The sequence below is a fragment of the Delftia sp. NA_296.1 genome (genome assembly GCF_052692095.1).
In genome coordinates, this window is record NZ_JBQZGF010000001.1 from 24,393 (window position 1) to 48,698 (window position 24,306).

Consider the following 24,306-nt stretch of genomic DNA (forward strand, 5'->3'; position numbering starts at 1 on the left):
ATTATGCGGGTAATCACTGATTCTTGCACGCAGCCCCGTTGTAAGACAGCGTGATCAACGCTTGCGGGTCTGGGCCGACTGGACGGCTTCGTTGGCGGTGTTGGTCACGGCCGTGAAGTTGGCTTCCGCCAGGTCCGAAGCCTGCTTGACGGCCTTTTGCACCGACTCGAAGGCATTGTTGGCAGCCGACACGGCGCTCTTCATCACGGCAACGGCGGTTTCGGAACCGGCGGGTGCGTTCTTGGCCGTGGTGTCCACCAGGGCGCTGAAGTTCTTTTGCAGGTCGGAAGCCTGGCTTTCGAAGGTCTTGGCCAGTTCGGCGCCGGTGCCGCTGGCGATGTCGTACAGGTGACGGCTGTAGGCAGCGGTCTTTTCAGCCAGGGGCTGGAACAGGTTGGCCTGCAGCGACAGCAGTTCCTGTGCGTCCTTGACGCTCAGGACAGCCTGGGTGTGCTGGGCAGCTTCGGTCAGTGCGGCGCGCGAGGCGGTCACATTCAGTTCCACCAGCTTTTCAACGCCTTCGAAGGCCTTGCTCGTCAGGCCGAACAGGGTTTCCAGGTTGGCCTTTTGTGCGCTCAGGATTTGGTCAGGGGTCAAGCTCATGTCAGTCTCCAGAAAAACGGACCACAGGGGTCTCGGGTTACGGGGAATTGCCTGCGCTGACCTGACTGAGTGTCATGTTGCAGTGCAGCATGGGTCTTATTGTAGGGATTGCAAAAAAGGAATCAAGTACCTGATGCTGCGGTGCAGCAAAAAAATTCGGAAAGCTGTGGGTTTTTTGTAAGTCTTTGATTTTGAATTGGTTTTATGTCGGTTTGACGACATTTTTCAGTTGGCATGCTTACTCGCTTGGCGAGTGATTGACCGCAGTGCGCGTCGTGATGGCGACAGTGGCCGGGGACAGGGCGTATTCGGCCGGCGGCACAATGGCCGCCATGAATGAATCGCCCCCGAGCCGCCCCGCGCCGCAGCCCCGTTCGGCCTATGCGGCATTCCGACGCATCAGCACGCGCTGGTCGGACAACGATGTCTACGGGCACGTCAACAACGTCGTCTATTACAGCTGGTTCGATACGGCGGTGAATGCCCATCTGATAGAGCAGGGCGCGCTGGACATTCATGCGGGCGAGACGATAGGACTGGTCATAGAGACCCAATGCAATTACTTCGCCCCGCTGGCTTTTCCGCAGGAGGTGGAGGCCGGCATCCGCGTGGCCCGCATCGGCGGCTCCAGCGTGCGCTACGAGGTGGGGCTGTTTGCGCAGGGTGAGCCGCTGTCGGCCGCAGCCGGGCATTTCGTCCATGTCTATGTGGACCGGCAGACGCGCCGGCCTGCCCAGATTCCGCAGGCGCTGCGCCGGGTGCTGGAGCCGCTGCTGCGCGGTTGATGGCGTTCGGGGCGCATGCAAGGCGCCCGCTCGCAGCGCGGCGGCGTGTGGATGGCCTACACTCGAAAGCTGTCTGCCATCTGACCGCTTGGGCGCTTACCGCCCGGCTCTGTCCATGATCATCACCAGCCTGCTCGATACCGACCTGTACAAATTCACGATGATGCAGGTGGTGCTGCACCAGTTTCCCGGGGCACAGGTCGAGTACCGTTTCAAGTGCCGCAATCCCGGCGTGCAGCTTGCGCCCTATGTGAACGAGATCCGGGCCGAGATCCGTTCTCTGTGCAGCCTGCGGTTCCAGGATGCAGAGCTGGCCTACCTGAGCTCGCTGCGCTTCATCAAGAGCGATTTCGTCGATTTCCTGAGCCTGTTCCACCTCAACGAGAAGTGCGTCACGGTGCAGGCGCTGCCCAATGGCGAGATCGACATCACCATCCGCGGGCCCTGGCTGCACACCATCTTGTTCGAGATTCCCGTGCTGGCCATCGTCAACGAGGTGTACTTCCGCAATACCCAGCCGGTGCCCGATTTTCCCGAGGGCCGGCGCCGGCTGGATGCCAAGATCGCGCTGCTGCAACAGCCGGGCCTGGAGCAGCTCAAGATTGCCGACTACGGCACGCGCCGCCGCTTTTCGCGGGCTTGGCATGAAGAGGTGCTGCGCGTGCTGTGCGCACGCCTTGGCCGGCCCGGCGCATCCGCGGAGTCCGAGGGGCAGTTCGCGGGCACCAGCAACGTGCTGTATGCCATGAAGCTGGGCGTGCGGCCCCTGGGCACGCTGGCCCATGAATACCTGCAGGCCTGCCAGTCCCTGGGCCCGCGCCTGCGCGACAGCCAGATCTTCGGCTTCGAGTCCTGGGCGCGCGAGTACCGGGGCGACCTGGGCATTGCGCTGTCGGACGTCTACGGCATGTCGGCCTTCCTGCGCGATTTCGACCTGTACTTCTGCAAGCTCTTCGATGGCGCGCGCCATGACAGCGGGGACCCGTTCGAGTGGGGCGAGCGGCTGCTGGCCCACTACCGCGCCAACCGCATCGACCCGCTGACCAAGACGCTGATCTTCAGCGACGGCCTGACGGTGCCGCGCACCATCGAGCTGTTCCAGCGCTTCCACGGGCGCTGCCAGCTCGCCTTTGGCATCGGCACCAACCTGACCAATGACCTGGGCGACGCGCCCGACCATGTGCCGCTGCAGATCGTCATCAAGATGACGCGCTGCAACGGCCAGCCCGTGGCCAAGCTCTCGGACACGCCGGGCAAGAGCATGTGCGACGACGAGAAATACCTGGCCTATCTGCGCCAGGTGTTCGAGATCGCGGCGCCCGCGGCACAGACTTGATCGCTGCGCGGCCCGCTGCCAGGAGGGGACAGTGAATACAGAACAAAGAGGAGACGGGACCATGAAGGCCTTGCGTGGATTGTTGGTGCTGCTCGTCGCCTGCGTGCCCTCCTGGGCCCTGGCGGCCGAGATCGATGGCGGCCAGCTGTCGGTGCTCTGGGGCGTGCCCTTTGCGGGCATGCTGCTGTCGATTGCCCTGGTGCCGCTGGCGGCGCCGCATTTCTGGCACCGGCATTTCGGCAAGTTGACGGCGGCCTGGGCGCTGGCCTTCCTGCTGCCCTTTGCAGCGGTGTTCGGTGCGGGTGCGGCCCTGGCCAACCTGGTGCATGCGCTGCTGGCCGAGTACCTGCCCTTCGTGATCCTGCTGACGGCGCTGTACACGGTGTCGGGCGGCATCTATGTGCGCGGCAATCTCAAGGGCTCGCCGGGGCTGAACACGGCCATCCTGGCGATCGGCGCCGTGCTGGCCAGCTTCATGGGAACCACGGGCGCCTCGATGCTGCTGATCCGGCCGCTGCTGCGCGCCAACGACAACCGCAGGCACCAGGTGCATGTGGTGGTGTTCTTCATCTTCATCGTCTCCAATGCCGGGGGCTCGCTGACGCCGCTGGGCGACCCGCCGCTGTTCCTGGGCTTTCTCAAGGGCGTGGACTTCTTCTGGACGGTGCGCCACATCTTCACCGAGACCCTGTTCCTGGTCGGCGTGCTGCTGGCGCTGTTCTACGCGATCGACACCTGGCTGCTGCGCAAGGCCGGCGAGGCGGACCTGCCCGATCCCACGCCCAGCATCGACGCCTCGGGCCGCGCCAGCCGCCTGGGCTTCGATGGCAGCGTGAACTTCGCGCTGCTGCTGGCCGTGGTGGCCCTGGTGCTGATGAGCGGCCTGTGGCGCACCGATGCGGGGCTGGTGCTGGCCGGCACGCATGTGGGCCTGCCGGGGCTGGTGCGCGATGCGGGCCTGATCGTGGTGGCGCTGCTGTCCCTGCGGCTCACGCCGCGCAGCGTGCACCAGGCCAACGAATTCGGCTGGGGGCCGATGCAGGAAGTGGCCAAGCTGTTCGCGGGCATCTTCCTGACCATCATCCCCGTGATCGCCATGCTCAAGGCGGGCACGGGCGGGCCGTTCGGCGCCATCGTGGGCGCCGTCACGCGCGCCGACGGCACGCCCGATCCGCTGATGTACTTCTGGGCCACGGGCCTGCTGTCCTCCTTCCTCGACAACGCGCCGACCTACCTGGTGTTCTTCAACACCGCAGGGGGCGACGCCGCGCAGCTGATGACCACGATGGCCTCCACGCTGGCGGCCATCTCCGCGGGCGCGGTGTTCATGGGTGCCAACACCTATATCGGCAACGCGCCCAACCTGATGGTCAAGGCCATTGCCGAGGAGCGCGGCGTGAAGATGCCCAGCTTCTTCGGCTACATGGCCTGGTCGCTGGGCATTCTGGTGCCGCTGTTCGTATTGATGAGCTTCATCTGGTTCCGCTGAAGAACCGCCTCCCGCCAAGACAAGGAAAGAGACAGACATGGCAAGCAAACCCCGCATCCTGATCGCCCGCGCCATCCCGCCCGAGGTGGTGCGCAAGCTGGAGCAGCACTTCGAGGTCGAGTCCAACCAGGACGACGTGGTCTGGAGTCCGCAGGAGCTGGCCGCGCATCTGCAGGACAAGGACGGCGTGCTGACAACAGGCTCGCAGACCATCGATGCGGCACTGCTGGCGGCCTGCCCGCGGCTGAAGGTCGTGGCCAACATGGCCGTGGGCTACAACAACTTCGACGTGCCCGCGATGACGGCAGCGGGCGTGCAGGGCACGAACGCGCCCGACGTGCTGACCGAGACCACGGCAGACTTCGGCTTTGCCCTGCTCATGGCCACGGCCCGCCGCGTGACCGAGAGCGAGCACTACCTGCGCGCCGGAAAGTGGAACTCCTGGCGCTACGACCTGTTCGCCGGCTCGGAAGTGCACGGCAGCACGCTGGGCATCATCGGCATGGGCCGCATCGGCCAGGGCATTGCCCGGCGCGGTGCGCATGGCTTCGGCATGAAGGTGGTCTATCACAACCGCTCGCGACTGTCGCCCGAGCTGGAAGCCGAATGCAAGGCCGGCTACGTGGGCAAGGACGAACTGCTGGCCATGGCCGACCATGTGGTGCTGGTGCTGCCCTACACCAAGGAAAACCACCACACCATAGGCGCGGCCGAGATCGCAAGGATGAAGCCCACGGCCACGCTGATCAACATCGCCCGTGGCGGCATCGTCGATGACGCGGCGCTGGCCAGGGCGCTGCGCGACAGGACCATTGCCGCCGCCGGCCTGGACGTGTTCGAGGGCGAGCCCTCGGTCCATCCCGACCTGCTGACCGTGCCCAATGTCGTGCTGACCCCGCACATCGCCAGCGCCACCATGGGCACGCGCAGCGCCATGGCCGAGCTGGCAGCCGACAACCTGATCGACTTTCTGAGCGGCAAGGGCCCGCGCACGCCCGTCAACCAGCCCGAGGCGGCGGCCGCCGGCGCGCGCGCCAAGGCCTGAGTGCCGTATTCCGACAATCGCGGGAAGGCAGGCCCTGGCCGCTTCCCGCTGCATGGAGCTGAAGCAAGATCTTGACCCAGATATCCGGAGTGTGGTGGGCGGCATGGGCCGTGCTGCTGTTGGGGCAGGCGGCCGTGATCTGGCTGCTGTGCAGGCGCTCGGCGCAGCGCGATGACGGGGTGGCGCCGCAGCAGTTGCTGCAGGCGCTGCAGATGCTGGATGTGCGGCTGCAGCAGCTCGAGCGCGGCGCCCAGGCCACGCAGATGGCCGTGGCCAAGAGCGACGGCGGGCTGGACCGCGTATCGCAGCAGCTGCAGGCCCATCTGGCCCAGGCCCAGCTCGATGCCCAGGCGGCGCGGCGCGAGCAGGGCGAGGCGCTGGCAGCCTTTCGCATGGAACTGGGCCGGCTCACCGTGCGGCTGGCCGCCGACAGCGCCCAGGCCCGCGAGGCGCAGGGTGAAAGCACGCAGCGCTTCAACGCCCATGTGCAGGAGCGCTTCGAGGCGCTGGCGCAGACCACGCGCAGCACGCTGGACTCCCTCAAGAACGACATCCAGCAGCAGCTGGGCGGGCTGGCGCAGTCCAGCCAGGTCCATGCCGAACAGCTGCGCGGCACGCTCAACGAGCGCCTGGCCACCATCCAGTCGGACAACGCGGCGCGGCTGGAGGAGATGCGGCGCACGGTGGACGAGAAGCTGCATGCCACGCTGGAGCAGCGCCTGGGCGAATCGTTCAAGCTGGTCAGCGACCGGCTGGAGCAGGTGCACAAGGGCCTGGGCGAGATGCAGACGCTGGCCGGCAGCGTGGGCGACCTCAAGCGCGTGATGACCAATGTGAAAACGCGTGGCACCTGGGGCGAGCTGCAGCTGGGCGCCATCATCGAGAACGTGCTCACGTCCGAGCAGTACGCGCGCAACGTCAAGACCGTGCCCGGCAGCGACGACATGGTGGAGTTCGCCATCCGCCTGCCCGGGCGCAGCGACGAGACGCCGGTCTGGCTGCCCATCGATGCCAAATACCCGGTGGAGCAATACCAGCGCCTGCTGGATGCCCAGGATGCGGCGGACAAGGCGGCAATTGCCTCGGCCGGCAATGCCTTCGAGGCATCGATCAAGTTCGAGGCCCGCAAGATCCATGGCAAGTATGTGAGCCCGCCCCACACCACGGACTTTGCCGTGCTCTACCTGCCCACGGAAGGCCTGTTTGCCGAGGTCATGCGCCGCCCCGGCCTGGTCGAGGCCGTGCAGAACGGCTGCCGCGTGATGGTCACCGGCCCGGCCAACCTGGCGGCCATGCTCAGCAGCCTGCAGATGGGCTTCAAGACGCTGGCCATCGAAAAGCGCTCCTCCGAGGTCTGGGCCGTGCTGGGCCAGGTCAAGACCGAGTTCGCCAAGTTCGGCGAAGTGGTGGATGCCACGCGCAAATCCATCGATGCCGCCGCCAAGCGCTTCGAGCAGGTGGGTGTGCGCACGCGCGCCATCCAGCGGCAATTGCGCGATGTGCAGGAGTTGCCCGCGCCGGCCTCGAGCGCAGGGCTGCCCGGTCTGCCGGACGACAAGGACACGGCGGCAGGCATGGAGCCAGGGTCGGAGCAGGACTGAGATGAATCTGGCGCTGTTCAAAGTCATCATGGCCCAGGTCAGCGTGCACGCCACCATGGCCGGCATGCGGCTGGCCGCGCCTTTGCTGGCGCTGCAGCAGGGCTACAGCGCGGCGGCCGTGGGGATCTTGCTGGCGCTGTTTGCGCTGACCCAGGTGTTCCTGGCGCTGCCGGCCGGGCGCTTTGCGGACAAGCATGGTTTTCGCAAGCCGTTTTTCCTGTCCATGCTGGCGGCCAGCGGCGGCTGTGCGCTGGCGCTGGCGTTTCCGGTCTATCCCGTGCTGTGCCTGGTGGCGCTGCTGACGGGCGGTGCCAGCGGCGCGGTGGTGATTGCCGTGCAGCGCCATGCCGGGCGGGTCACCCACGATGCGTTGGCGCTCAAGAAGGTGTTCAGCTGGCTGGCCATAGGTCCGGCCATCTCCAACTTCATCGGGCCTTTCAGCACCGGACTGCTGATCGATCACGCGAATTTTGGCGGCGAGGGCAGCACCATGGGCTACCGCGTCGCCTTCGGCCTGCTGGCCCTGGTGCCCGTGCTGGCCTGGAGCTGGGTGCGCCACACGCAGGAGCTGCCGCCCGTGCGTGCGCCCATCGGCGGTCCGAAGCAGCATGCCTGGGACCTGCTGCGCGACCGCAACTTCCGCAACCTGCTGCTGGTCAACTGGCTGCAGTCGGCGTGCTGGGATGTGCACACCTTCGTGCTGCCGCTGCTGGGCCATGAGAAGGGGTTGAGCGCCTCGGTCATCGGCACGCTGCTGGGCATTTTTGCCGTGGCGGCCGCCGCCATCCGCCTGGCCATGCCGCTGGTGGCCGAGCGCCTGCGCGAAGGCGCCGTGATCTCCGGCGCCATGGCCATCACCGCCTTCGTCTTTGCGCTGTACCCCTTCATGGACTCGGCACTGACCATGGGCGTGTGCTCGGTGCTGCTGGGCTTTTCGCTGGGCTCGGTGCAGCCCATGGTCATGAGCATGCTGCACCAGATCACGCCCGAGCACCGCCATGGCGAGGCGCTGGGCCTGCGGCTCATGGCCATCAATGCCTCCAGCGTGGCCATGCCCGTGCTGTTCGGCTCGGCGGGGGCGTTGATCGGCGTGTCTGCGCTGTTCTGGGTGGTGGGCGCAGCCGTGGCCTCGGGCATCCGCACGGCCTGGTTCATGGGGCTGCCGCCGCGCAAGCCGGAATGAAAAAGGCGACCTGCGCCTTGGTGCGCAGATCGCCTTGCGATGCGGTGGCGGCCTGCTGGCCGCTGCGGCTTACCAGCCGCCAGCGTGGAACTGCTTGATCAGCGCCCAGGCCTCCACCGGATCATCGGTATAGCGGAACAGCTGCAGATCCTTGGGCGAGATCGTGCCTTCCTCGATCATCAGGTCGATGTTGAGCAGGCGCTTCCAGAACTCGGTGCCGAACAGGATCACGGGCACGGAATGCGTCTTGCCGGTCTGCATCAGGGTCAGCACCTCGAACAGCTCGTCCAGCGTGCCGAAGCCGCCGGGGAAGGCCACCAGGGCCTTGGCGCGCATCATGAAATGCATCTTGCGCAAGGCGAAGTAGTGGAACTTGAAGCTCAGGTCCGGCGAGATGAAGCGGTTGCCGTTTTGCTCGTGCGGCAGCTCGATGTTCAGGCCGATGCTGGGTGCGCCCACATCATGGGCGCCACGGTTGGCCGCCTCCATGATGCCGGGGCCGCCGCCGGTGCAGATATAGAGGCGCTCCTCGGGCGGCTGGTTCAGGCTGTCGGCGGCCACGATGCGCGTGAAGGCGCGGGCCTGCTCGTAGCGGTGGGCGTTGCGCACGGCGCGCTCGGCCACTGCAATGCGCTGTGCATCGCCGCTGGCCTGCGCGTCGGCCAGTTGCTGCTCGGCCTGCTCCAGGTCCACGAAGCGCGCGCTGCCATAGACCACGACGGTGTTTTCTATGCCGCGTTCGATCTGCGCCAGGTCGGGCTTGAGCAGCTCCAGCTGCATGCGGATGCCGCGGGTCTCGCGGCGGAACATGAATTCCGGGTCCGCGAAGGCCAGGCGATTGGAGTTCTGCTGCAATGCCATGCCGTTGTGCGCCTGGTTGTGAAGGGCCGACCAGCCGTTGGCCAGATCGGTATCGGTCAGGGGGGAAGAGATTTGCATGAACCCTCGTACACAGAAAAACCCAGGGCGGCCACGCCTGTGGCCGTTCCATCAAATGCGTTGCCAGCGCAGATGATGACTGCACTATACGCTCACAAACTCATAGCCGCGGGGCTCGCGTATCCGTTGCTTTGCGCATTGACGGGGCCGGTGGCAGATTCGTATGCTGAGCAGTTGGGCAGGGCATTGGCCTGGGGCCCGCCACCGGCAATGGGCGGGTATTTGCAGGCGCCGCAAGCGATTTCAGACGTCCGGGTGCTCGGCCGGTTCGTTGCGCACGACGGTGCTCAGCGGCGGCGGCACGTCCTGGCCCGCACGGCGCGCGCGGAACAGGGCTGCGCGCATCAGGAAGATGGTGGTGATGGGCACGGTCACGGAAATGAAGACCGCAATCAGCAGCGCATGCACGGCCAGGCTCTGGCCGCTGACGGAAAAGTAGATCCAGGTGGCATGCATGATCAGCCAGCAGCCCATGGTGGCGATGATGGAGGGCGCATGCACGCGCTCGAAATAGCTGCCCAGCCGCCACAGTCCCATGGAGCCCAGGAAGGCGATGATGGCGCCGCCCAGCGCCAGCGCGGCAACCAGGATCTGGCACCACAGCGGCAGTGTGGTCTCCGGCGTCATTCGATCACCTCGCCGCGCAGCAGGAACTTGGCCATGGCGGTGGAGCCCACGCAGCCGAACAGAGCGACCAGCAAGGCCGCCTCGAAGTAGCTTGTGCTGTCGTAGATGATGCCCATGAGCAGCATGGCCAGCATGCCGTTGAGGTACATGCAGTCCAGCGCCAGCACGCGGTCCTGGGCGTGCGGGCCCTTGAGCAGGCGCAGCACGGCGCAGCCCATGGCCGCGACCAGCAGGCCCAGCGCGAACATCAAAGTCCAGTGGAACCAGGGCATCATTCGAAAATCTCCATCAGGGGGCGCTCGTAGCAACGCTTGACGTGCTGGACGATCTCCTCGGGATCATCGACCTCCAGCACATGCAGCATGAGCTGCGAGCGGTCGCGCGAGATCTCGGCCCAGGCCGTGCCGGGCGTGATGCACACGATCATGGCGAGCACGGCCAGGCCGTTGGGGTCGCGCAGTTCCAGCGGGATGCGCACGAAGTTGGCCGGGTGCTTGCGCATGCCCGGAAACAGCATGAACCGCACGACGTTGAAGTTGGACAACGAGGTGTCCCAGACCACGCGCAGCGCCAGGCGCAGGATGGTCAGCGGATGGCGCACCCGCACGGGCAAGGGGCGCAGTCCGCGCAGCAGCAGCGGCAGCAGCAGGCCCAGCAATGCACCGAGCAGGATCTGTCCACTGCTGAACGAACGGTTGAGCAGCAGCCACAGCAGGAACAGCGCCACCGACAGCAGCGGCGCGGGCAGCAGGGTTTTCATCATCGGTAATCCTCCTTGCCCGCCGTCGTGCCTGCATCGCCTATGCCTGCGGGTATGGGCGCGCCACTGGCCTGGGCCGCGGCGCGTGCCGCGCCTTCGGGGCCGGCTTCCAGGCGGGCCTTCTTTTCTGCCGGGCTGGGCTCGGGCTGCGTGCCCATGACGGAGCGTACATAGACATCGGGCGCCAGCAGCGCATCGGCTGCGCGCTGTGTGTAGCCCATCAGTTCGCCGCCGCGCATCGTCAGTGCCACGCAGCAGGCCAGCAGCAAGGCGATGGGCAGGCCTTCGACCACGCGCAGCGAGGGGGAGTTCTGCTCCTCGGTCGCCCAGAAGTGGCGTATGCCGGCGCGCACCAGCGACAGCAGGGCCAGCAGCCCGGTGATGATCATCAGCGCCACCAGTACCCAGCCGGCCCAGCCGGCCTGGAAGCCGCTGGAGTTGCCCAGGCCCAGCGGGTTGAGCAGGGCAGACAGCATGGCGAACTTGCCCACGAAGCCCGACAGCGGGGGCAGGCCGGTAACCACCAGGGTGGCCAGCATGAAGCTCAGGCCGATGAAGGCAGCTGCGGCGGGAATGGCGCGGCCGATCAGCACCTCTTCGGATTCGTCAAGGTTGAATCCCTCGGTGGGAAGCAGCTCGGCGTTGAGGAAGGGCGCCTCGTCGTCTTCATAGGGCTCGCCCGCGTCGTCATCCACACGCCAGCGGTCCACCACGTCGGCAATCAGGAAGAGCGCGCTCACGGCCAGGGTGGAGCTGGGCAGGTAGTACAGCAGCCCAGCCGTCAGCGCGTTCTGGCCAAAGCCCGTGGCAGCCAGCAGGGTGCCTGACGACAGGATGGCCGCAAAGCCCGCGATATGCGTCAGGCGCTGCGAGCCCAGCATGCCCAGGCCGCCGAAGGCCATGGTCAGCATGCCGCCGACGATCAGCCAGGTGCTGCCGAACAGGGCGGAGGAGCCGGCCTCGGAGCTGAACAGCAGCGTCCACAGCCGCAGCACCACGTAGACGCCCACCTTGGTCATGAGCGCAAATACGGCACCGACGGGCGCGGTGGCCGCGCTGTAGGCCGGCACCAGCCAGAAGTTCAGCGGCCACATGGCCGCCTTGGTCAGGAAGGCGATGCCCAGGATGGCCGCTGCCGAATGCAGCAGCCCGCGGTCGGCACTGCTGATCTGGGGAATGGCGCGTGCCAGGTCGGCCATGTTCAGCGTGCCGGTCAGACCGTAGAGCATGGACACGCCGATGAGGAACAGCGACGAGGCGGCCAGGTTGATGGCGATGTAGTGCAGGCCCGCCTGGATGCGTGCCCGGCCCGAGCCATGCAGCAGCAGGCCGTAGGAGGCCGCGAGCATGATCTCGAAGAACACGAACAGGTTGAACAGGTCCGCCGTGAGGAAGGCGCCGCTCAGGCCCATCAGCTGGAACTGGAACAGCGAGTGAAAGTGCATCCCCGCGCGGTGCCAGCGGGCGCTGGAGAAGATCAGCGAGGCCAGGGCCACCGTGTAGGTCAGCACCAGCATCATGCCGGTCAGGCGGTCCAGCGCCAGTGAGATGCCGAAGGGCATGGGCCAGTTGCCCGGCATGTAGACGCCCAGGTTGACGGGTGCGCCGGCCTGGTCGGTCCACAGCATCAGCAGCACGGCCACGCCCAGGCCCAGCACGGTGGACACCAGGCCGAGGGCGAACTTCACGCGCTGGCGCTCCTCGCGCAGCAGCAGCATCAGCGCTGCCGAGAGCATGGGCAGCACGATGGGCGCCAGCATCAGGTGCGGCATGAGACGGGCGGTCAGCTCGTTCATGGCATCTCCTGCTCGGTGCGGGAATGGGCTCCGTCCACATGGTCGGTGGCGGTGGTGCCGCGCGAGGCCAGCAGCACCACCAGGAACAGCGCCGTCATGGCAAAGCCGATCACGATGGCCGTGAGCACCAGCGCCTGGGGCATGGGATCGGCATAGTGCGCGAGATCCTGCGGTACGCCGGCCCGCAGCACGGGCTCCTTGTCAATGGCCAGGCCCTGGCGGCCCATGCTGAAGATGAACAGGTTGACTGCGTAAGACAGCAGGGCCAGTCCCATGATGACCTGGTAGGTCCGTGGGCGCAGCAGCAGCCACACGCCCGAGCCGGTCAGTACGCCGATGGCAATGGCAAGCACGACTTCCATCAGAAACCTCCTCGCGCCAGGGCTGCGGCGGTGGCCTGCTGCACGGCGGCTTCGGCCTCCTCGGCCTGTTGTTGCTGCTCCTCCAGCAGGCGGGCGTGGTAGCGGTGGCTGCGCACCGATTGGTGGGCGATGGCCGTCAGAATGAGCATGGTCGCGCCCACCACCAGCGAGAACACACCGATGTCGAAGAACAGGGCGCTGGCGAGATGCACGTCGCCGACGACTGGCAGGGTCATATGGAAGGTGTGGCTGGTGAGGAAGGGATAGCCGGCCACGATGGAGCCCATGCCGGTACCCAGTGCGAACAGCAGGCCGACACCGATCCATCGGCGCGGGAAGATCGGCAAGTGGGCCTCGACCCACTGCGTGCCGGAGATGATGTACTGCATCAGCAAGGCGACCGAGAACACCAGGCCGGCGACGAAGCCGCCTCCGGGTTCGTTGTGGCCGCGCATGAAGATGTAGACCGAGACCAGGGCCGCGAAAGGCAGCAGCAGGCGGACCAGCACGGCGGGCACCATCAGGTAGCCCACGGCCGTATCGCCGGCATTGCGCGGATTGAACAGATCGGTCTGCAGGTCGCCTGGCACGTAGCGCTGCTGTTCGGGCAGGTCCAGCGTCTCGCGGGCTGGGCGGAAGCGCCGCAGCAGGGCATAGACCACCAGGGCCACGATGCCCAGCACCACGATTTCGCCGAAGGTGTCGAAGCCACGGAAGTCCACCAGCATGACGTTGACCACATTGGTGCCGCCGCCGTCGCTGAGCGCATGTTCGAGGAAGAAGGTGGAGGCGCCGTCATAGAAGGGGCGGCTCATCATGGCGAAGGCCAGCCAGGCCATGCCGCCCCCGGCCACCAGCGACAGCAGCAGGTCGCGCATGCGGCGCGAGCGCGCACGCAGCTCGGCGGACAGCACGGGAATGTGCAGACTCTTGTCGCGCTTGGGCATCCAGCGCAGGCCCAGCAGCATCAGCACCGTGGTGGCGACCTCGACCACCAGCTGGGTCAGCGCCAGATCGGGCGCCGAGAACCACAGGAAGGTCAGGCAGGTGCACAGGCCGGCGCCGCCCAGCATGATCAGCGCGGTCAGCCGGTGGTACTTGGCCTTCCAGGCCGTGCCCAGGGCGCAGAGAATGCCCACGGCCCACAGCAGCACGAAGGCGGGCGACAGCGGCAGCATGCCCCGATCGCCCAGCTTGATGCCCTGCAGCCACAGCGGCAGAACGCCCGCCAGCACGGCGGTGCAGACCAGCCACAGCATCTGCCACTGCAGGCGCATGGTGGATAGGCGCCGGCGCGACCAGCGGCCCAGCAGGGACAGGCGGGCCAGCAGGTTCTCGAAGATGCGCTGGCCGCTGAGCGTGCCCACCAGCGGTGCGTTATCGATGTGGCCGGCCTGGCGCTGCCAGCGCAGCAGCATGTACAGCAGGATGCCGCCAATCAGGGCGACCAGGCTCATGATCAAGGGCATGTTCCAGCCGTGCCAGATGGCCAGGCTGTACTCGGGCAGATCGCCGCCGACCACGGGCGTGGCGGCCGCTGCAAGGAAGCTGCCCACCGCCCACGCGGGCAGCATGCCGACCACCAGGCAGGCCAGCACCAGCAATTCGACGGGCACGCGCATCCAGTGCGGCGGCTCGTGCGGCTCGTGCGGCAGGTCGGTGGCCTTGGGTCCGAAGAAGACGTCAATGGTGAAGCGCAGCGAATAGGCCACGCTGAACATGCCCGCCACCGTGGCGGCCACCGGCAGGGCCGTGCGCACCCAGGGGGCAGCGTCCAGGTAGACGGTCTCGGCGAAGAACATCTCCTTGGACAGGAAGCCGTTGAGCAGCGGCACGCCCGCCATGGCCGCGCTGGCCACGCAGGCCAGCGTGGCCGTGATGGGCATCATGTGCCGCAGGCCCGAGAGGCGGCGGATGTCGCGCGTGCCGCTCTCATGGTCAACGATGCCTGCGGCCATGAACAGCGAGGCCTTGAAGGTCGCGTGGTTCATGATGTGGAACACCGCAGCCACGGCGGCCAGCTTGCTGTTGAGGCCCAGCAGCAGCGTGATCAGGCCCAGGTGGGAAATCGTCGAATAGGCCAGCAATCCCTTGAGATCGTGCTGGAACATGGCCAGATAGCCACCGATGAGCAGCGTTGCAGCGCCGGCTCCGCCCACCAGCCAGAACCAGGCATCGGTGTCTCCCAGCACGGGCCACATGCGCGCCAGCAGGAAGACGCCGGCCTTGACCATGGTGGCGGAGTGCAGGTAGGCCGACACCGGCGTGGGCGCGGCCATGGCGTGCGGCAGCCAGAAGTGGAAGGGGAACTGCGCGCTCTTGGTCAGTGCGCCCAGCAGGATCAGCACCAGGGCGACCAGGTACAGCTGGTGGTCGCGCACCTGCTGGCCGGCGATGAGCACGTTGTCCAGGTCATAGCTGCCCACGATGTGGCCCAGCACCAGCATGCCGGCCAGCATGGCCAGGCCGCCCGTTCCCGTCACCGTCAGCGCCATGCGCGCGCCCCGGCGTGCATCCTTGCGGTGGTGCCAGTATCCGATCAGAAGAAAGGAGAAGAGGCTGGTCAGCTCCCAGAAGAAGGCAATCTGGATGATGTTGCCCGACAGCACCACGCCCGCCATCGCGCCCATGAAGGCCAGAAAAAACGAGAAAAAGCGCGGCACGGGATCGGCCGGCGACATGTAGTAGCGCGCATAAAGCACCACCAGCGAACCGATGCCCAGCACCAGCATGCAGAACATCCAGGCAAAGCCGTCCATGCGGATCACCAGATTCAGCCCCAGTGCCGGCAGCCACTCGATCTCCTGGCGCAGCACCTCTCCATCGGCGATCTGGGGGAACAGCAATGCCGTCTGGATGGCGCAGCCGAGGGCAATGACGCCGGCCAGCGTTGACTCCGTATTGCGCGCATTGGCGGGCAGCATTGCGGCAATCAGGCTGCCGATGAAGGGTAGGAGGATGAGGGTGATCAGGGGCATGGGCGGTTCATTTTACGGGCAAGGTTTTTTGCTTCGCTATGAAAACCTGAGCATGTTTCAGGCTATGGCCGCGCATACCCCGAGGGTAGTACGCATGAAAAACCCGCCGAAGCGGGTTGGATAGAGACAGTTGGCGTACTCAGGAGGCCGCGCCGGCCTTGGCCGGCGTGGCCGGTTTGGCGGCCTGGTCCTTGGTCGGCTTGGCGCCTTTGGCTGCCGTGTCCTTGGTGTCCTTGGCCGCCGTGTCCTTTGCATCGGGCTTGGCTCCCTGGCCCTTGTAGCTGGCGCCATTGACCGTCAGGCCGTCACCCGAGAACTTGGCGGCGGTCGGTTCGCCCACGCCTTTGACGCGTGCAATGAAATCGGGCCAGTCCTTGAAGGCGGAGGATTTGCGCTCCTCGAGAATGCGTGCCGACATGGCCGGGCCAATGCCCTTGATGGATGTCAGTTCGGCTTCATTCGCCTTGTTGACCTCCACGGCAGCCAGGGCCATCACGGACCACAGCAGTGCAATGAAGCCAGCCATCAGTTTTCTGAACATACAAACCTCCTGATCCCAAAATGTTGAGGGCCGTAACATTGCGACCCAGAGGCATCTTATGCAGGGCCTTGGCGTGCGGCTAGGCGGTGAAGGGGGCCAGCAGGCCCGTGCAGGCATGGCCGAACGTGTGCAAAGCCAATGGCCATGCGCCTGCCAAGGCGGTTTCTAGGAATACTCTGAAAATACACCGTCCATGCCGTGTTTGCCAATGGGGGTGACGCGATGCAGGGGGTGGAGCTGCCTCTCGCGCCTGCCCCGCATCACAGCTCCTCGACGCGCCGGGCCGGATAGCTGTCCCAGCTCTGGCAGCCGGGGCAATGCCAGAAATGCTGGCGCGCCTCGAAGCCGCAGGCTGCGCAGCGGTAGCGGGTCAGCGGCTTGGCCGCGTGGTCCAGCGCGCGTTGCACGGCCGGGTGGTATTGCTCCTCGGCCAGCTTCTCGCCTGCCAGCCACTGCGCGGCAGCCACCAGGGAGGGCTCCCTGTCCAGATGCTGTACCAGGCGTGCGCGTCCCGGTGCCTTGGTTTCACCATCGTTGCTCTGTTCTTCAATTTGAGCGTCCAGCGCGACCAGCGCCTGCAGCAGATCCAGCGAGGGTGCCTGCTCGTACTGCTGGCTGAGCAGTTGGTGGATGTGCTGGCGCTGGCCCGTGGCGGCGGCAATGTCCACCAGCAGCTGAGCCGCCAGCGGCAGCGAGGCCGGGGACTGCTCGGCCAGGCTTTCCAACGTGTGCAAGGCCTGGGCCGATTGCCCCATGCGGTGCTGCAGCTGCGCGTGCTCCAGGCGCGGGCGTGCGGCCTGTGGGGCGGTGGTGATGGCCTGCTGCAGCCGCTGCAGTGCCTCGGCCTGCTGGCCCTGGGTCAACAGGGCCTGGGCGTCTTCGCAGAGGTAGTGGGCCAGGCGGCCGCTGAAGTCGCCCTGGTTGGCTTCCTGCATGCGGCGCGCAATGGCGGCGGCCTGTGTCCAGTCGCGCGAGCGTTCGTAGATGGCCAGCAGGGCCAGGCGGGCTTCGGCCTCGAAGGCCGTGCCTTCCAGGCGGCGCAGCGCGTCCTCGGCACGATCGAGCAGGCCTGCCTTCAGAAAGTCCTGGGCCAGCGCGTGCTGGGCGCGGTCGCGGTCCACGCGGCTGAGGTCGCCGCGCGACAGCAGGTGTTCGTGCACGCGCACGGCGCGGTTGTATTCGCCACGGCGGCGAAAGAGGTTGCCCAGCGCGAAGTGCAGCTCCGAAGTGTCGGGGTCGTTCTGCACGGCTTCGATGAAGGCGTCGATGGCCTTGTCCTGCTGCTCGTTGAGCAGGAAGTTCAGACCCTTGAAATAGGCCTTGGGCGCCTGGCGGTTTTCGGCGCGAATCTGCCTCAGGTCCCAGCGCGAGGCCAGCCAGCCCAGCACGAAGGCGACGGGTAGGCCCAGCAATATCCAGCTCAGATCAAATTCCATGCACGTCGCCCGGCAGGATGGGGGATGGGGCGGGCTTGGGCGCCGAGGCCGTTGCCGGTGCCTCGGCCGCGGCAGGCGCCGTGGCCTGGGTCGAGCGCGCGGCGTTGCGGTGCTTGAGCCAGCGCGGCACCATGCCCAGAACGCCCACGATCAGGCCCAGGGCGAAGGCGGCCAGCACCACCAGTACCAGCGGCGCAGTCCAGGAGGTGCCGAAGAAGAAGTGCACCGTCGCGTCCTGCTGGTTGTTCAGGGCGAAAGCGAACAGCGTAAAAAAAATGGCCGCCTTGAGCAGCCACAGGAAGTACTTCATGTGTTCCCTTGTGTGACGGGAACGATTCTAGAGCCTGGCGGAGAGGGCGGCTGCGGCGCGCGCAGCCGGTCAGCCCGCTTTCAGGCGGCAGGGCCGGTGCCTGTGCCGGAGCCTGTGTTGTCTGTATCGATGGCCGCACCGGGGCGCAGGTCCACGGCTTCGCGCAGGGCCTTGCCGGGTTTGAAGTGCGGCACGCGCTTGGACGGAATGTGGACGGCCTCGCCACTGCGGGGATTGCGGCCCATGCGGGGCGGGCGATGGTTGACCGAGAAACTGCCAAAGCCGCGGATTTCGATGCGATGGCCTCGCACCAGGGCATCGCTGACGGCGTCAAGAATCGTCTTGACGGCCTGCTCGGCATCGCGCTGGCTCAGTTGGCCAAAGCGGGCGGCGAGTTCTTCGACGAGATCGGATCGGGTCATCAAGGATAGGAATCAGGGGTTGAAATGGCGACGGGCGCCCGGAGGCGCCCGTCGCATCCGACCTTCAGCGGTCAGCAGACTGGCTGCTGATTACTTGTCGGAGTTGTCCAGCTTGGCGCGCAGCAGGGCGCCCAGGCTGGTCGTGCCGGCGTTTTCCTTGGCCGACTGAGCGGACAGGGAAGCCATGGCTTCTTGCTGGTCGACCTGGTCCTTGGCCTTGATCGACAGCTGGATGTTGCGGGTCTTGCGATCCACATTGACCACCACGGCGGTGATCTCGTCGCCTTCCTTCAGCACCGAGCGGGCATCTTCCACGCGGTCCACGGCGATTTCCGAAGCACGCAGGTAACCGATGATGTCTTCGCCCAGGTCGATTTCAGCACCACGTGCGTCCACCGTCTTGACCTTGCCCGACACGATCTGGCCCTTGTCGTTCACGGTCACGAAGGTCGTGAAGGGATCGCTGTCCAGCTGCTTGATGCCCAGGGAGATGCGCTCGCGCTCGACGTCCACGGCCAGCACGATGGCTTCGACTTCCTGGCCCTTCTTGTAGTTGCGCACGGCGGCTTCGCCGGGCTCGTTCCAGGACAGGTCGGACAGGTGCACCAGGCCGTCGATACCGGCAGCCAGACCCACGAACACGCCGAAGTCGGTGATCGACTTGATCGGGCCCTTGACGCGGTCGCCGCGCTTGGTGTTCTGCGCGAACTCTTGCCAGGGGTTGGCCTTGCACTGCTTCATGCCCAGCGAGATGCGACGCTTGTCTTCGTCGATCTCCAGCACCATGACTTCGACTTCGTCACCCAGGGTAACGAGCTTGGTCGGAGCAATGTTCTTGTTGGTCCAGTCCATTTCGGAGACGTGCACCAGGCCTTCGATGCCGGGTTCCAGCTCGACGAACGCGCCGTAGTCGGCAATGTTCGTGACCTTGCCGAACAGGCGGGTGCTCGAGGGGTAGCGGCGCGAAACGCCCATCCACGGATCGTCGCCCATTTGCTTCAGACCCAGCGAGACACGGTTCTTCTCGGTGTCGAACTTGAGGATCTTGGCGGTGATTTCCTGGCCAGCCTGCACGACTTCCGAGGGATGACGCACGCGGCGCCATGCCATGTCGGTGATGTGCAGCAGGCCGTCGATGCCGCCCAGGTCCACGAACGCACCGTATTCGGTGATGTTCTTGACCACGCCTTGAACGATGGCGCCTTCCTTCAGCGTTTCCATCAGCTTGGCGCGCTCTTCGCCCATCGAGGCTTCGACCACGGCGCGGCGGCTCAGCACCACGTTGTTGCGCTTGCGGTCCAGCTTGATGACCTTGAACTCCATCGTCTTGTTTTCGTACGGAGTCAGGTCCTTGATCGGACGGGTGTCGATCAGCGAACCGGGCAGGAAGGCGCGGATGCCGTTGACCAGCACCGTCAGGCCGCCCTTGACCTTGCCGGAGGTCGTGCCGGTCACGAATTCGCCCGATTCCAGGGCCTTTTCCAGAGCCAACCACGAGGCCAGGCGCTTGGCGGTGTCGCGCGACAGGATGGTGTCGCCGTAGCCGTTTTCGATCGAGCCGATGGCGACCGACACAAAGTCGCCCACCTGGACTTCGATTTCTCCCTGGTCGTTCTTGAATTCGTCGATTGGCACGTAGGCTTCCGACTTCAGGCCAGCGTTCACGACGACGAAGTTGTGCTCGACGCGCACGACTTCAGCGGTGATGACCTCGCCAGGACGCATTTCCGTGCGTTGCAGCGATTCTTCAAACAGGGAGGCAAAAGATTCAGACATGTATTTCCTTGCCCGCAAACAGGTTTCCGCCGGCACTATTGCCAGGCGTTTCTAGGACTGTTTGCGGAGGTGTTGTGGGTTCAACCACGGTGTTGGAGTCTATGGACCTCGGGCCGTACATGGGGCGGTGCCGCCATGTCTGGGCCCGGAGGGCGGGTTTGCCGACCATGCGGCGCAACTGGCAATCAGTCGCGGCCGAACGGCTGGCGTTCCTGCCACCACGAAAGCACCTGTTCTGCCACCTCTTCGATGGAGAGCTCGGAGCTGTCAAGCAGCATGGAATCCTGGGCGGGCTTGAGCGGTGCGACGCTGCGGTTCATGTCCCGCGCATCGCGTGCTTCAAGGTCAGCCCGAAGGGCGCTTATGTTAGCGGCAATTCCTTTGGAAATCAACTGCTTATGCCGGCGCTCGGCGCGACAGGCGGCGGAGGCCGACAAATAGACCTTGAGGGGAGCATGGGGAAAGATCACCGTACCCATGTCGCGGCCGTCGGCAACCAGCCCCGGAAGCTGCTGGAAGGACAGCTGCAGGTCCACCAGTGCGTCGCGCACGGCAGGCAGGGCCGAGACGCGCGAGGCGTTCATGCCCGACTCCTCGCTGCGCAGGATGAGGGTGACATCCTCGTCACCCAGCCAGATGCGCTGCTCGGCATCAAAGCGCACGGGCAACTCGCGCGCCAGCACGGCGATCTGCTGGGCGTGCGGTTCGTCCAGCACCAGGCCGGCGCGCGATGCGGCCAGCCCCGTGAGCCGGTACAGCGCGCCCGAGTCCAACAGGTGGTAGCCAAGAGCCTGGGCGACCTCGGCGGCAATCGTGCCCTTGCCCGAGGCCGTGGGGCCATCGATGCAGATCACGGGAATGCGCGCGCGGCCCGTCTCGCAGACGGAGAACAGAGCCTCGAAGTAGTCGGGGAAGGTCTTGGCGACGCACTTGGGGTCTTCGATGCGCACGGGCAGGGCGGCCGGATTGAAGGCCGCCAGCGAGAAGCACATGGCCACGCGGTGGTCGTCATAGGTGTGGATGCTGGCCGCACGCCATGCGGCGGTGGACGCGGGCGGCGTGATGCGGATGTAGTCCGCGCCTTCCTCGACGTCGGCGCCCAGCTTGCGCAGCTCCTTGGTAATGGCCGCGATGCGGTCGGTTTCCTTGACACGCCAGCTTGCGATGTTGCGCAGCGTGGTCGTGCCATCGGCATACAGGGCCATGACGGCCAGCGTCATGGCGGCATCGGGGATGTGGTTGCAGTCCAGGTCGATGGCCTTGAGCGGCCATGCGCCACGGCGGATGCGCAGCCAGTTGGGGCCGCCTTCCACCTCGGCGCCCATGGCGCGCGCGGCCTCGACAAAGCGGATATCGCCCTGGATGGAGTCCAGTCCCACGCCGAGGATGCGGATGCCTTCGGCGCTGTCCGAGGCGATGGCGCCCAGTGCGATGAAGTAGCTGGCCGACGAGGCGTCTGCCTCGACATGGATCTCGCCCGGCGAGCTGTAGCGGCTGCCGGCCGGGATGGTGAAGCGCTGCCAGTTCTCGTTGTGCACGGCAATGCCGAAGCGGGCCAGCAATTCCAGCGTGATGTGGATGTAGGGCTTGGAGATCAGCTCGCCCACGACTTCGATGGTGATGTCGCGCGTGTTGGCCAGCAGCGGCAGCGCCATCAGCAGCGAGGTCAGGAACTGGCTGGAGACATCGCCACGCACCTGGATGGGGCTGTGCGGCAGCTGCGAGAAATCGGGCTGGCGGATGTGCAGCGGAGGAAAGCCCTCGTTGCCCAGATAGTCGATGCGGCAGCCGAGCTGGCGCAGCGCATCGACCAGATCGCCGATGGGGCGCTCATGCATGCGCGGCACGCCGCTGAGCTTGAAGTCGCCGCCCAGCACGGACAGGGCTGCCGTCAGCGGCCGCATGGCCGTGCCGGCGTTGCCCATGAACAGTTCGGCACTGGCGCCGGAGGGCAGGACGCCGCCCAGGCCGGTGATGTGCACGGGCTGGCCGAGGGTGATGGTGGCGGGCTCCACCGTGCAGCCCAGTTGCTGCAGGGCCCGGAGCATGACGCGCGTGTCGTCCGAGTCGAGCAGGTCGTGGACCACGGTCGTGCCCTGGCTCAGTGCCGCGAGCAGCAGCACGCGGTTCGAGATGCTCTTGGAGCCCGGCAGGCTCACCGTGCCCTGCGCGCGGGAAAGAGGGGGGATATCGAGGAAGGCGGTACTGAACATGGCAATTCGGATGCAAACAGGCTGTCGGGAGGCATTGCGGCCGCGCCGGCCGCAATGCACAGGAGCGCTTTGGGTGCGCCGGGCTTGCGTCTGGCGCTTGCCCTGCGTTGCGCGTCAGCGGCGCGGAGCGCCCATGCGCCAATGGGCGCGCGCGGCGCTGGCCAGGGTCAGGTGGTCTTCAAGACCTTGTCCGTCACCGGCCTGGATCAGGGATTCGAGTTGCTGCAGCGCCTGCTGGAACTGGCGCGACTGTGCCAGAACCTGCTCGCTGTTGGCCAGCAGCACATCACGCCACATCTTGGGATCGCCTGCGGCAATGCGCGTGAAGTCGCGGAAGCCGGGGCCGGCCAGGGACAGCACGTCGTCGGAGTCGGGCTGGGTGATCACGCTTTGCATCATGGCGAAGGCCAGCAGATGCGGCAGGTGGCTGACCGTGGCAAAGGCGCTGTCGTGGGCTTCGGGCGACATGGCGCGCACGCGGCAGCCCAGCAGCTCCCACAGGGAACGGGCCTTTTGCAGGTGGTCGGTCAGCGTGCGTTCGGTGGGCGTCAGGATGACCTGTGCGCCCTTGTACAGCTGGGGGTCGGAGTGCTCGACGCCCGAGACTTCCTTGCCTGCAATGGGGTGGGCCGGGACGAAAGAGCCGAGCTGGTCGCGCAGGGCCGAGCGGGCGGCATGCACCACATCGACCTTGGTGGAGCCCACGTCCATGATCATCATCTCGGGCGTGACCAGGTGCTTGATGGACTTGAGCGTGGCCTCGGTCGCCGCCACGGGCACGGCCAGCAGCACCAGGTCGGCACCGGCGGCGGCCAGCAGGGCGGAGGGGGCCTCCACATCGATGACGCCCATCTGGCGAGCGCGTTCGGTCGTCGAAGGCGACTTGCTGTAGCCCACGACGCGCTTGACCAGCCCTGCCTGCTTGAGCGCCAGGGCGAACGAGCCGCCCATGAGGCCGCAGCCGATCAGGCCCAGTTGTTCAAAGGGCTGCATCACTTGGATACCGGGTAGGTGCCCAGCACCTTGTAGAAGGCGCACAGGCCGCGCAACTCTTCCAGCGCGCTGGCCACATTGGGTTGTGCCGGGTGGCCTTCGAGGTCGATGTAGAAGTAGTACTCCCACTGGCCGGTGCGCGCGGGGCGCGACTCGAAGCGCGTCATCGACACGCCGTGCCTCTTCAGCGGCACCAGCAGGTCATGCACGGCGCCGGGGCGGTTGGGCACGGAGATGATGATGCTGGTGCAATCCTGGCCGCTGGGCGAGGGCGTGGCCAGCGTGTGCGGCAGGCAGATGACGGCGAAGCGCGTGCGGTTGTAGGCATCGTCCTGGATGGCATGCGCCACCACATGCAGGCCGAATTGCTGGGCCGCGCGTTCGCTGGCCAGGCCGGCGATGTTGGGGTGCAGCGCTGCCAGGCGAGCGCCTTCGGCATTGCTGGACACCGGGCGGCGCTCGGCATGCGGCAGGTGCTTGGCCAGCCAGCCCTGGCACTGTGCCAGGGCCTGGGGATGGGCTGCCACGACCTCGATGCCCTCGGTCGTGTTGCTGCTGCGAAGCAGGTTGTGGCGCACCAGCAGGCTGACCTCGCCCACCACGTGGCAGGGCGTGTGCAGGAACATGTCCAGCGAGCGCGTGACCACGCCTTCGTTGGAGTTCTCCACGCCCACCACGCCGTACTGCGCGCTGCCTGCGGCCGTGGCGTGGAACACCTCGTCGAAGCTGTTGCAGTACATCAGATCGGCCGCGCCGCCGAAGTACTGGATGGCGGCTTCCTCGCAGAACGTGCCCGCCGGGCCCAGCACGGCCACGCGCTGGGGCGACTCCAGCGCCAGGCAGGCCGACATGATCTCGCGCCAGATGGCCGAGACATGGCCGTTCTTGAGCGGACCGGGGTTGGCGGACTCGATCTTCTGGATGACCTGGGCCACGCGGTCCGGGCGGAAGAAGGGCGTGCCTTCACGCTTCTTGACCTCGCCGACCTGCTCTGCCACGCGGGCACGTCGGTTCAGCAGGTCCAGCAGTTGCTGGTCGATATCGTCGATCTGCACGCGCAGATGCGCCAGATCGGGAGAGGCTTGGGGTGTGGTGCTCATGGGCGGGAGTG

22 protein-coding genes are annotated in these 24,306 nt (G+C 66.2%); 6 read left to right on the plus strand and 16 right to left on the minus strand.

Annotated features, from left to right (window positions below; translation table 11 throughout):
• Positions 1 to 54: 54 nt before the first annotated feature.
• Complete coding sequence (locus ACUTR7_RS00065; protein ID WP_013801612.1) at positions 55 to 603, minus strand: phasin family protein; 549 nt, start codon at positions 601 to 603, stop codon at positions 55 to 57.
• 323 nt (positions 604 to 926) lie between these two features.
• On the opposite strand from ACUTR7_RS00065, the gene ACUTR7_RS00070 reads away from it, so the two are divergent.
• From ACUTR7_RS00070 to ACUTR7_RS00095, 6 genes are all read left to right on the plus strand, one after another.
• Positions 927 to 1,388 carry an acyl-CoA thioesterase gene (locus tag ACUTR7_RS00070; RefSeq protein ID WP_034394994.1) on the plus strand — a complete coding sequence of 154 codons (462 nt, stop codon included), beginning with the start codon at positions 927 to 929 and terminating at the stop codon, positions 1,386 to 1,388.
• A gap of 115 nt (positions 1,389 to 1,503) precedes the next feature.
• Positions 1,504 to 2,724 carry a nicotinate phosphoribosyltransferase gene (gene pncB / locus ACUTR7_RS00075; protein WP_012206539.1) on the plus strand — a complete coding sequence of 407 codons (1,221 nt, stop codon included), beginning with the start codon at positions 1,504 to 1,506 and terminating at the stop codon, positions 2,722 to 2,724.
• A 61-nt stretch (positions 2,725 to 2,785) separates the two neighbouring features.
• Positions 2,786 to 4,213, plus strand: coding sequence for a sodium:proton antiporter (locus ACUTR7_RS00080; RefSeq protein WP_013801615.1), 1,428 nt, complete (start codon positions 2,786 to 2,788; stop codon positions 4,211 to 4,213).
• Positions 4,214 to 4,250: 37 nt separating this feature from the next.
• Complete coding sequence (locus tag ACUTR7_RS00085) at positions 4,251 to 5,258, plus strand: 2-hydroxyacid dehydrogenase (RefSeq protein WP_034394999.1); 1,008 nt, start codon at positions 4,251 to 4,253, stop codon at positions 5,256 to 5,258.
• Between the two features lie 110 nt (positions 5,259 to 5,368).
• Complete coding sequence (locus tag ACUTR7_RS00090; RefSeq protein WP_310636351.1) at positions 5,369 to 6,859, plus strand: DNA recombination protein RmuC; 1,491 nt, start codon at positions 5,369 to 5,371, stop codon at positions 6,857 to 6,859.
• A 1-nt stretch (position 6,860) separates the two neighbouring features.
• The gene (locus ACUTR7_RS00095) at positions 6,861 to 8,042 is read left to right on the plus strand and encodes an MFS transporter (protein ID WP_013801618.1); all 1,182 of its coding nucleotides are present in this window, start codon (positions 6,861 to 6,863) and stop codon (positions 8,040 to 8,042) included.
• 69 nt (positions 8,043 to 8,111) lie between these two features.
• On the opposite strand, the gene ACUTR7_RS00100 is transcribed toward ACUTR7_RS00095, so the two are convergent.
• The 15 genes from ACUTR7_RS00100 to pheA form a co-directional block, all read right to left on the minus strand.
• On the minus strand, positions 8,112 to 8,981 hold the full coding sequence (locus ACUTR7_RS00100) for an LOG family protein (RefSeq protein ID WP_013801619.1): 870 nt from the start codon (positions 8,979 to 8,981) through the stop codon (positions 8,112 to 8,114).
• A gap of 243 nt (positions 8,982 to 9,224) precedes the next feature.
• Positions 9,225 to 9,608 carry a monovalent cation/H(+) antiporter subunit G gene (locus tag ACUTR7_RS00105; protein ID WP_012206533.1) on the minus strand — a complete coding sequence of 128 codons (384 nt, stop codon included), beginning with the start codon at positions 9,606 to 9,608 and terminating at the stop codon, positions 9,225 to 9,227.
• On the minus strand, positions 9,605 to 9,883 hold the full coding sequence (locus ACUTR7_RS00110) for a K+/H+ antiporter subunit F (protein WP_012206532.1): 279 nt from the start codon (positions 9,881 to 9,883) through the stop codon (positions 9,605 to 9,607). The genes ACUTR7_RS00105 and ACUTR7_RS00110 overlap by 4 nt, the downstream gene beginning before the upstream one ends.
• Entirely contained in the window at positions 9,880 to 10,371 is a 492-nt protein-coding gene (locus ACUTR7_RS00115) for a Na+/H+ antiporter subunit E (RefSeq protein ID WP_013801620.1), read from the minus strand. Before ACUTR7_RS00115 ends, ACUTR7_RS00110 begins: the two co-directional genes overlap by 4 nt.
• Entirely contained in the window at positions 10,368 to 12,164 is a 1,797-nt protein-coding gene (locus tag ACUTR7_RS00120) for a monovalent cation/H+ antiporter subunit D (RefSeq protein ID WP_445607782.1), read from the minus strand. Before ACUTR7_RS00120 ends, ACUTR7_RS00115 begins: the two co-directional genes overlap by 4 nt.
• Positions 12,161 to 12,526, minus strand: a complete 366-nt coding sequence (locus ACUTR7_RS00125; protein WP_012206529.1) for a Na+/H+ antiporter subunit C — start codon at positions 12,524 to 12,526, stop codon at positions 12,161 to 12,163. The genes ACUTR7_RS00120 and ACUTR7_RS00125 overlap by 4 nt, the downstream gene beginning before the upstream one ends.
• Positions 12,526 to 15,504 (minus strand): monovalent cation/H+ antiporter subunit A, encoded by a 2,979-nt coding sequence (locus ACUTR7_RS00130; protein ID WP_099733200.1) that lies wholly within the window; start codon positions 15,502 to 15,504, stop codon positions 12,526 to 12,528. Before ACUTR7_RS00130 ends, ACUTR7_RS00125 begins: the two co-directional genes overlap by 1 nt.
• Positions 15,505 to 15,643: 139 nt before the next feature.
• The gene (locus ACUTR7_RS00135; protein WP_071956410.1) at positions 15,644 to 16,045 is read right to left on the minus strand and encodes a ComEA family DNA-binding protein; all 402 of its coding nucleotides are present in this window, start codon (positions 16,043 to 16,045) and stop codon (positions 15,644 to 15,646) included.
• A gap of 260 nt (positions 16,046 to 16,305) precedes the next feature.
• Complete coding sequence (gene lapB, locus ACUTR7_RS00140) at positions 16,306 to 17,481, minus strand: lipopolysaccharide assembly protein LapB (protein ID WP_034395011.1); 1,176 nt, start codon at positions 17,479 to 17,481, stop codon at positions 16,306 to 16,308.
• Entirely contained in the window at positions 17,471 to 17,791 is a 321-nt protein-coding gene (locus tag ACUTR7_RS00145; RefSeq protein WP_096913560.1) for a LapA family protein, read from the minus strand. Before ACUTR7_RS00145 ends, lapB begins: the two co-directional genes overlap by 11 nt.
• 80 nt (positions 17,792 to 17,871) lie before the next feature.
• A complete protein-coding gene (locus tag ACUTR7_RS00150) occupies positions 17,872 to 18,213 on the minus strand; it encodes an integration host factor subunit beta (RefSeq protein ID WP_013801626.1) in 342 nt (113 codons plus the stop codon).
• A gap of 90 nt (positions 18,214 to 18,303) precedes the next feature.
• Positions 18,304 to 20,007, minus strand: coding sequence for a 30S ribosomal protein S1 (gene rpsA, locus ACUTR7_RS00155; RefSeq protein ID WP_288124655.1), 1,704 nt, complete (start codon positions 20,005 to 20,007; stop codon positions 18,304 to 18,306).
• A 167-nt stretch (positions 20,008 to 20,174) separates the two neighbouring features.
• On the minus strand, positions 20,175 to 22,202 hold the full coding sequence (locus tag ACUTR7_RS00160; RefSeq protein ID WP_445607783.1) for a bifunctional 3-phosphoshikimate 1-carboxyvinyltransferase/cytidylate kinase: 2,028 nt from the start codon (positions 22,200 to 22,202) through the stop codon (positions 20,175 to 20,177).
• A 114-nt stretch (positions 22,203 to 22,316) separates the two neighbouring features.
• Positions 22,317 to 23,195, minus strand: a complete 879-nt coding sequence (locus ACUTR7_RS00165; protein WP_088164206.1) for a prephenate dehydrogenase — start codon at positions 23,193 to 23,195, stop codon at positions 22,317 to 22,319.
• Positions 23,195 to 24,295 carry a prephenate dehydratase gene (gene pheA, locus ACUTR7_RS00170; RefSeq protein ID WP_013801628.1) on the minus strand — a complete coding sequence of 367 codons (1,101 nt, stop codon included), beginning with the start codon at positions 24,293 to 24,295 and terminating at the stop codon, positions 23,195 to 23,197. The genes ACUTR7_RS00165 and pheA overlap by 1 nt, the downstream gene beginning before the upstream one ends.
• Positions 24,296 to 24,306: the final 11 nt, after the last annotated feature.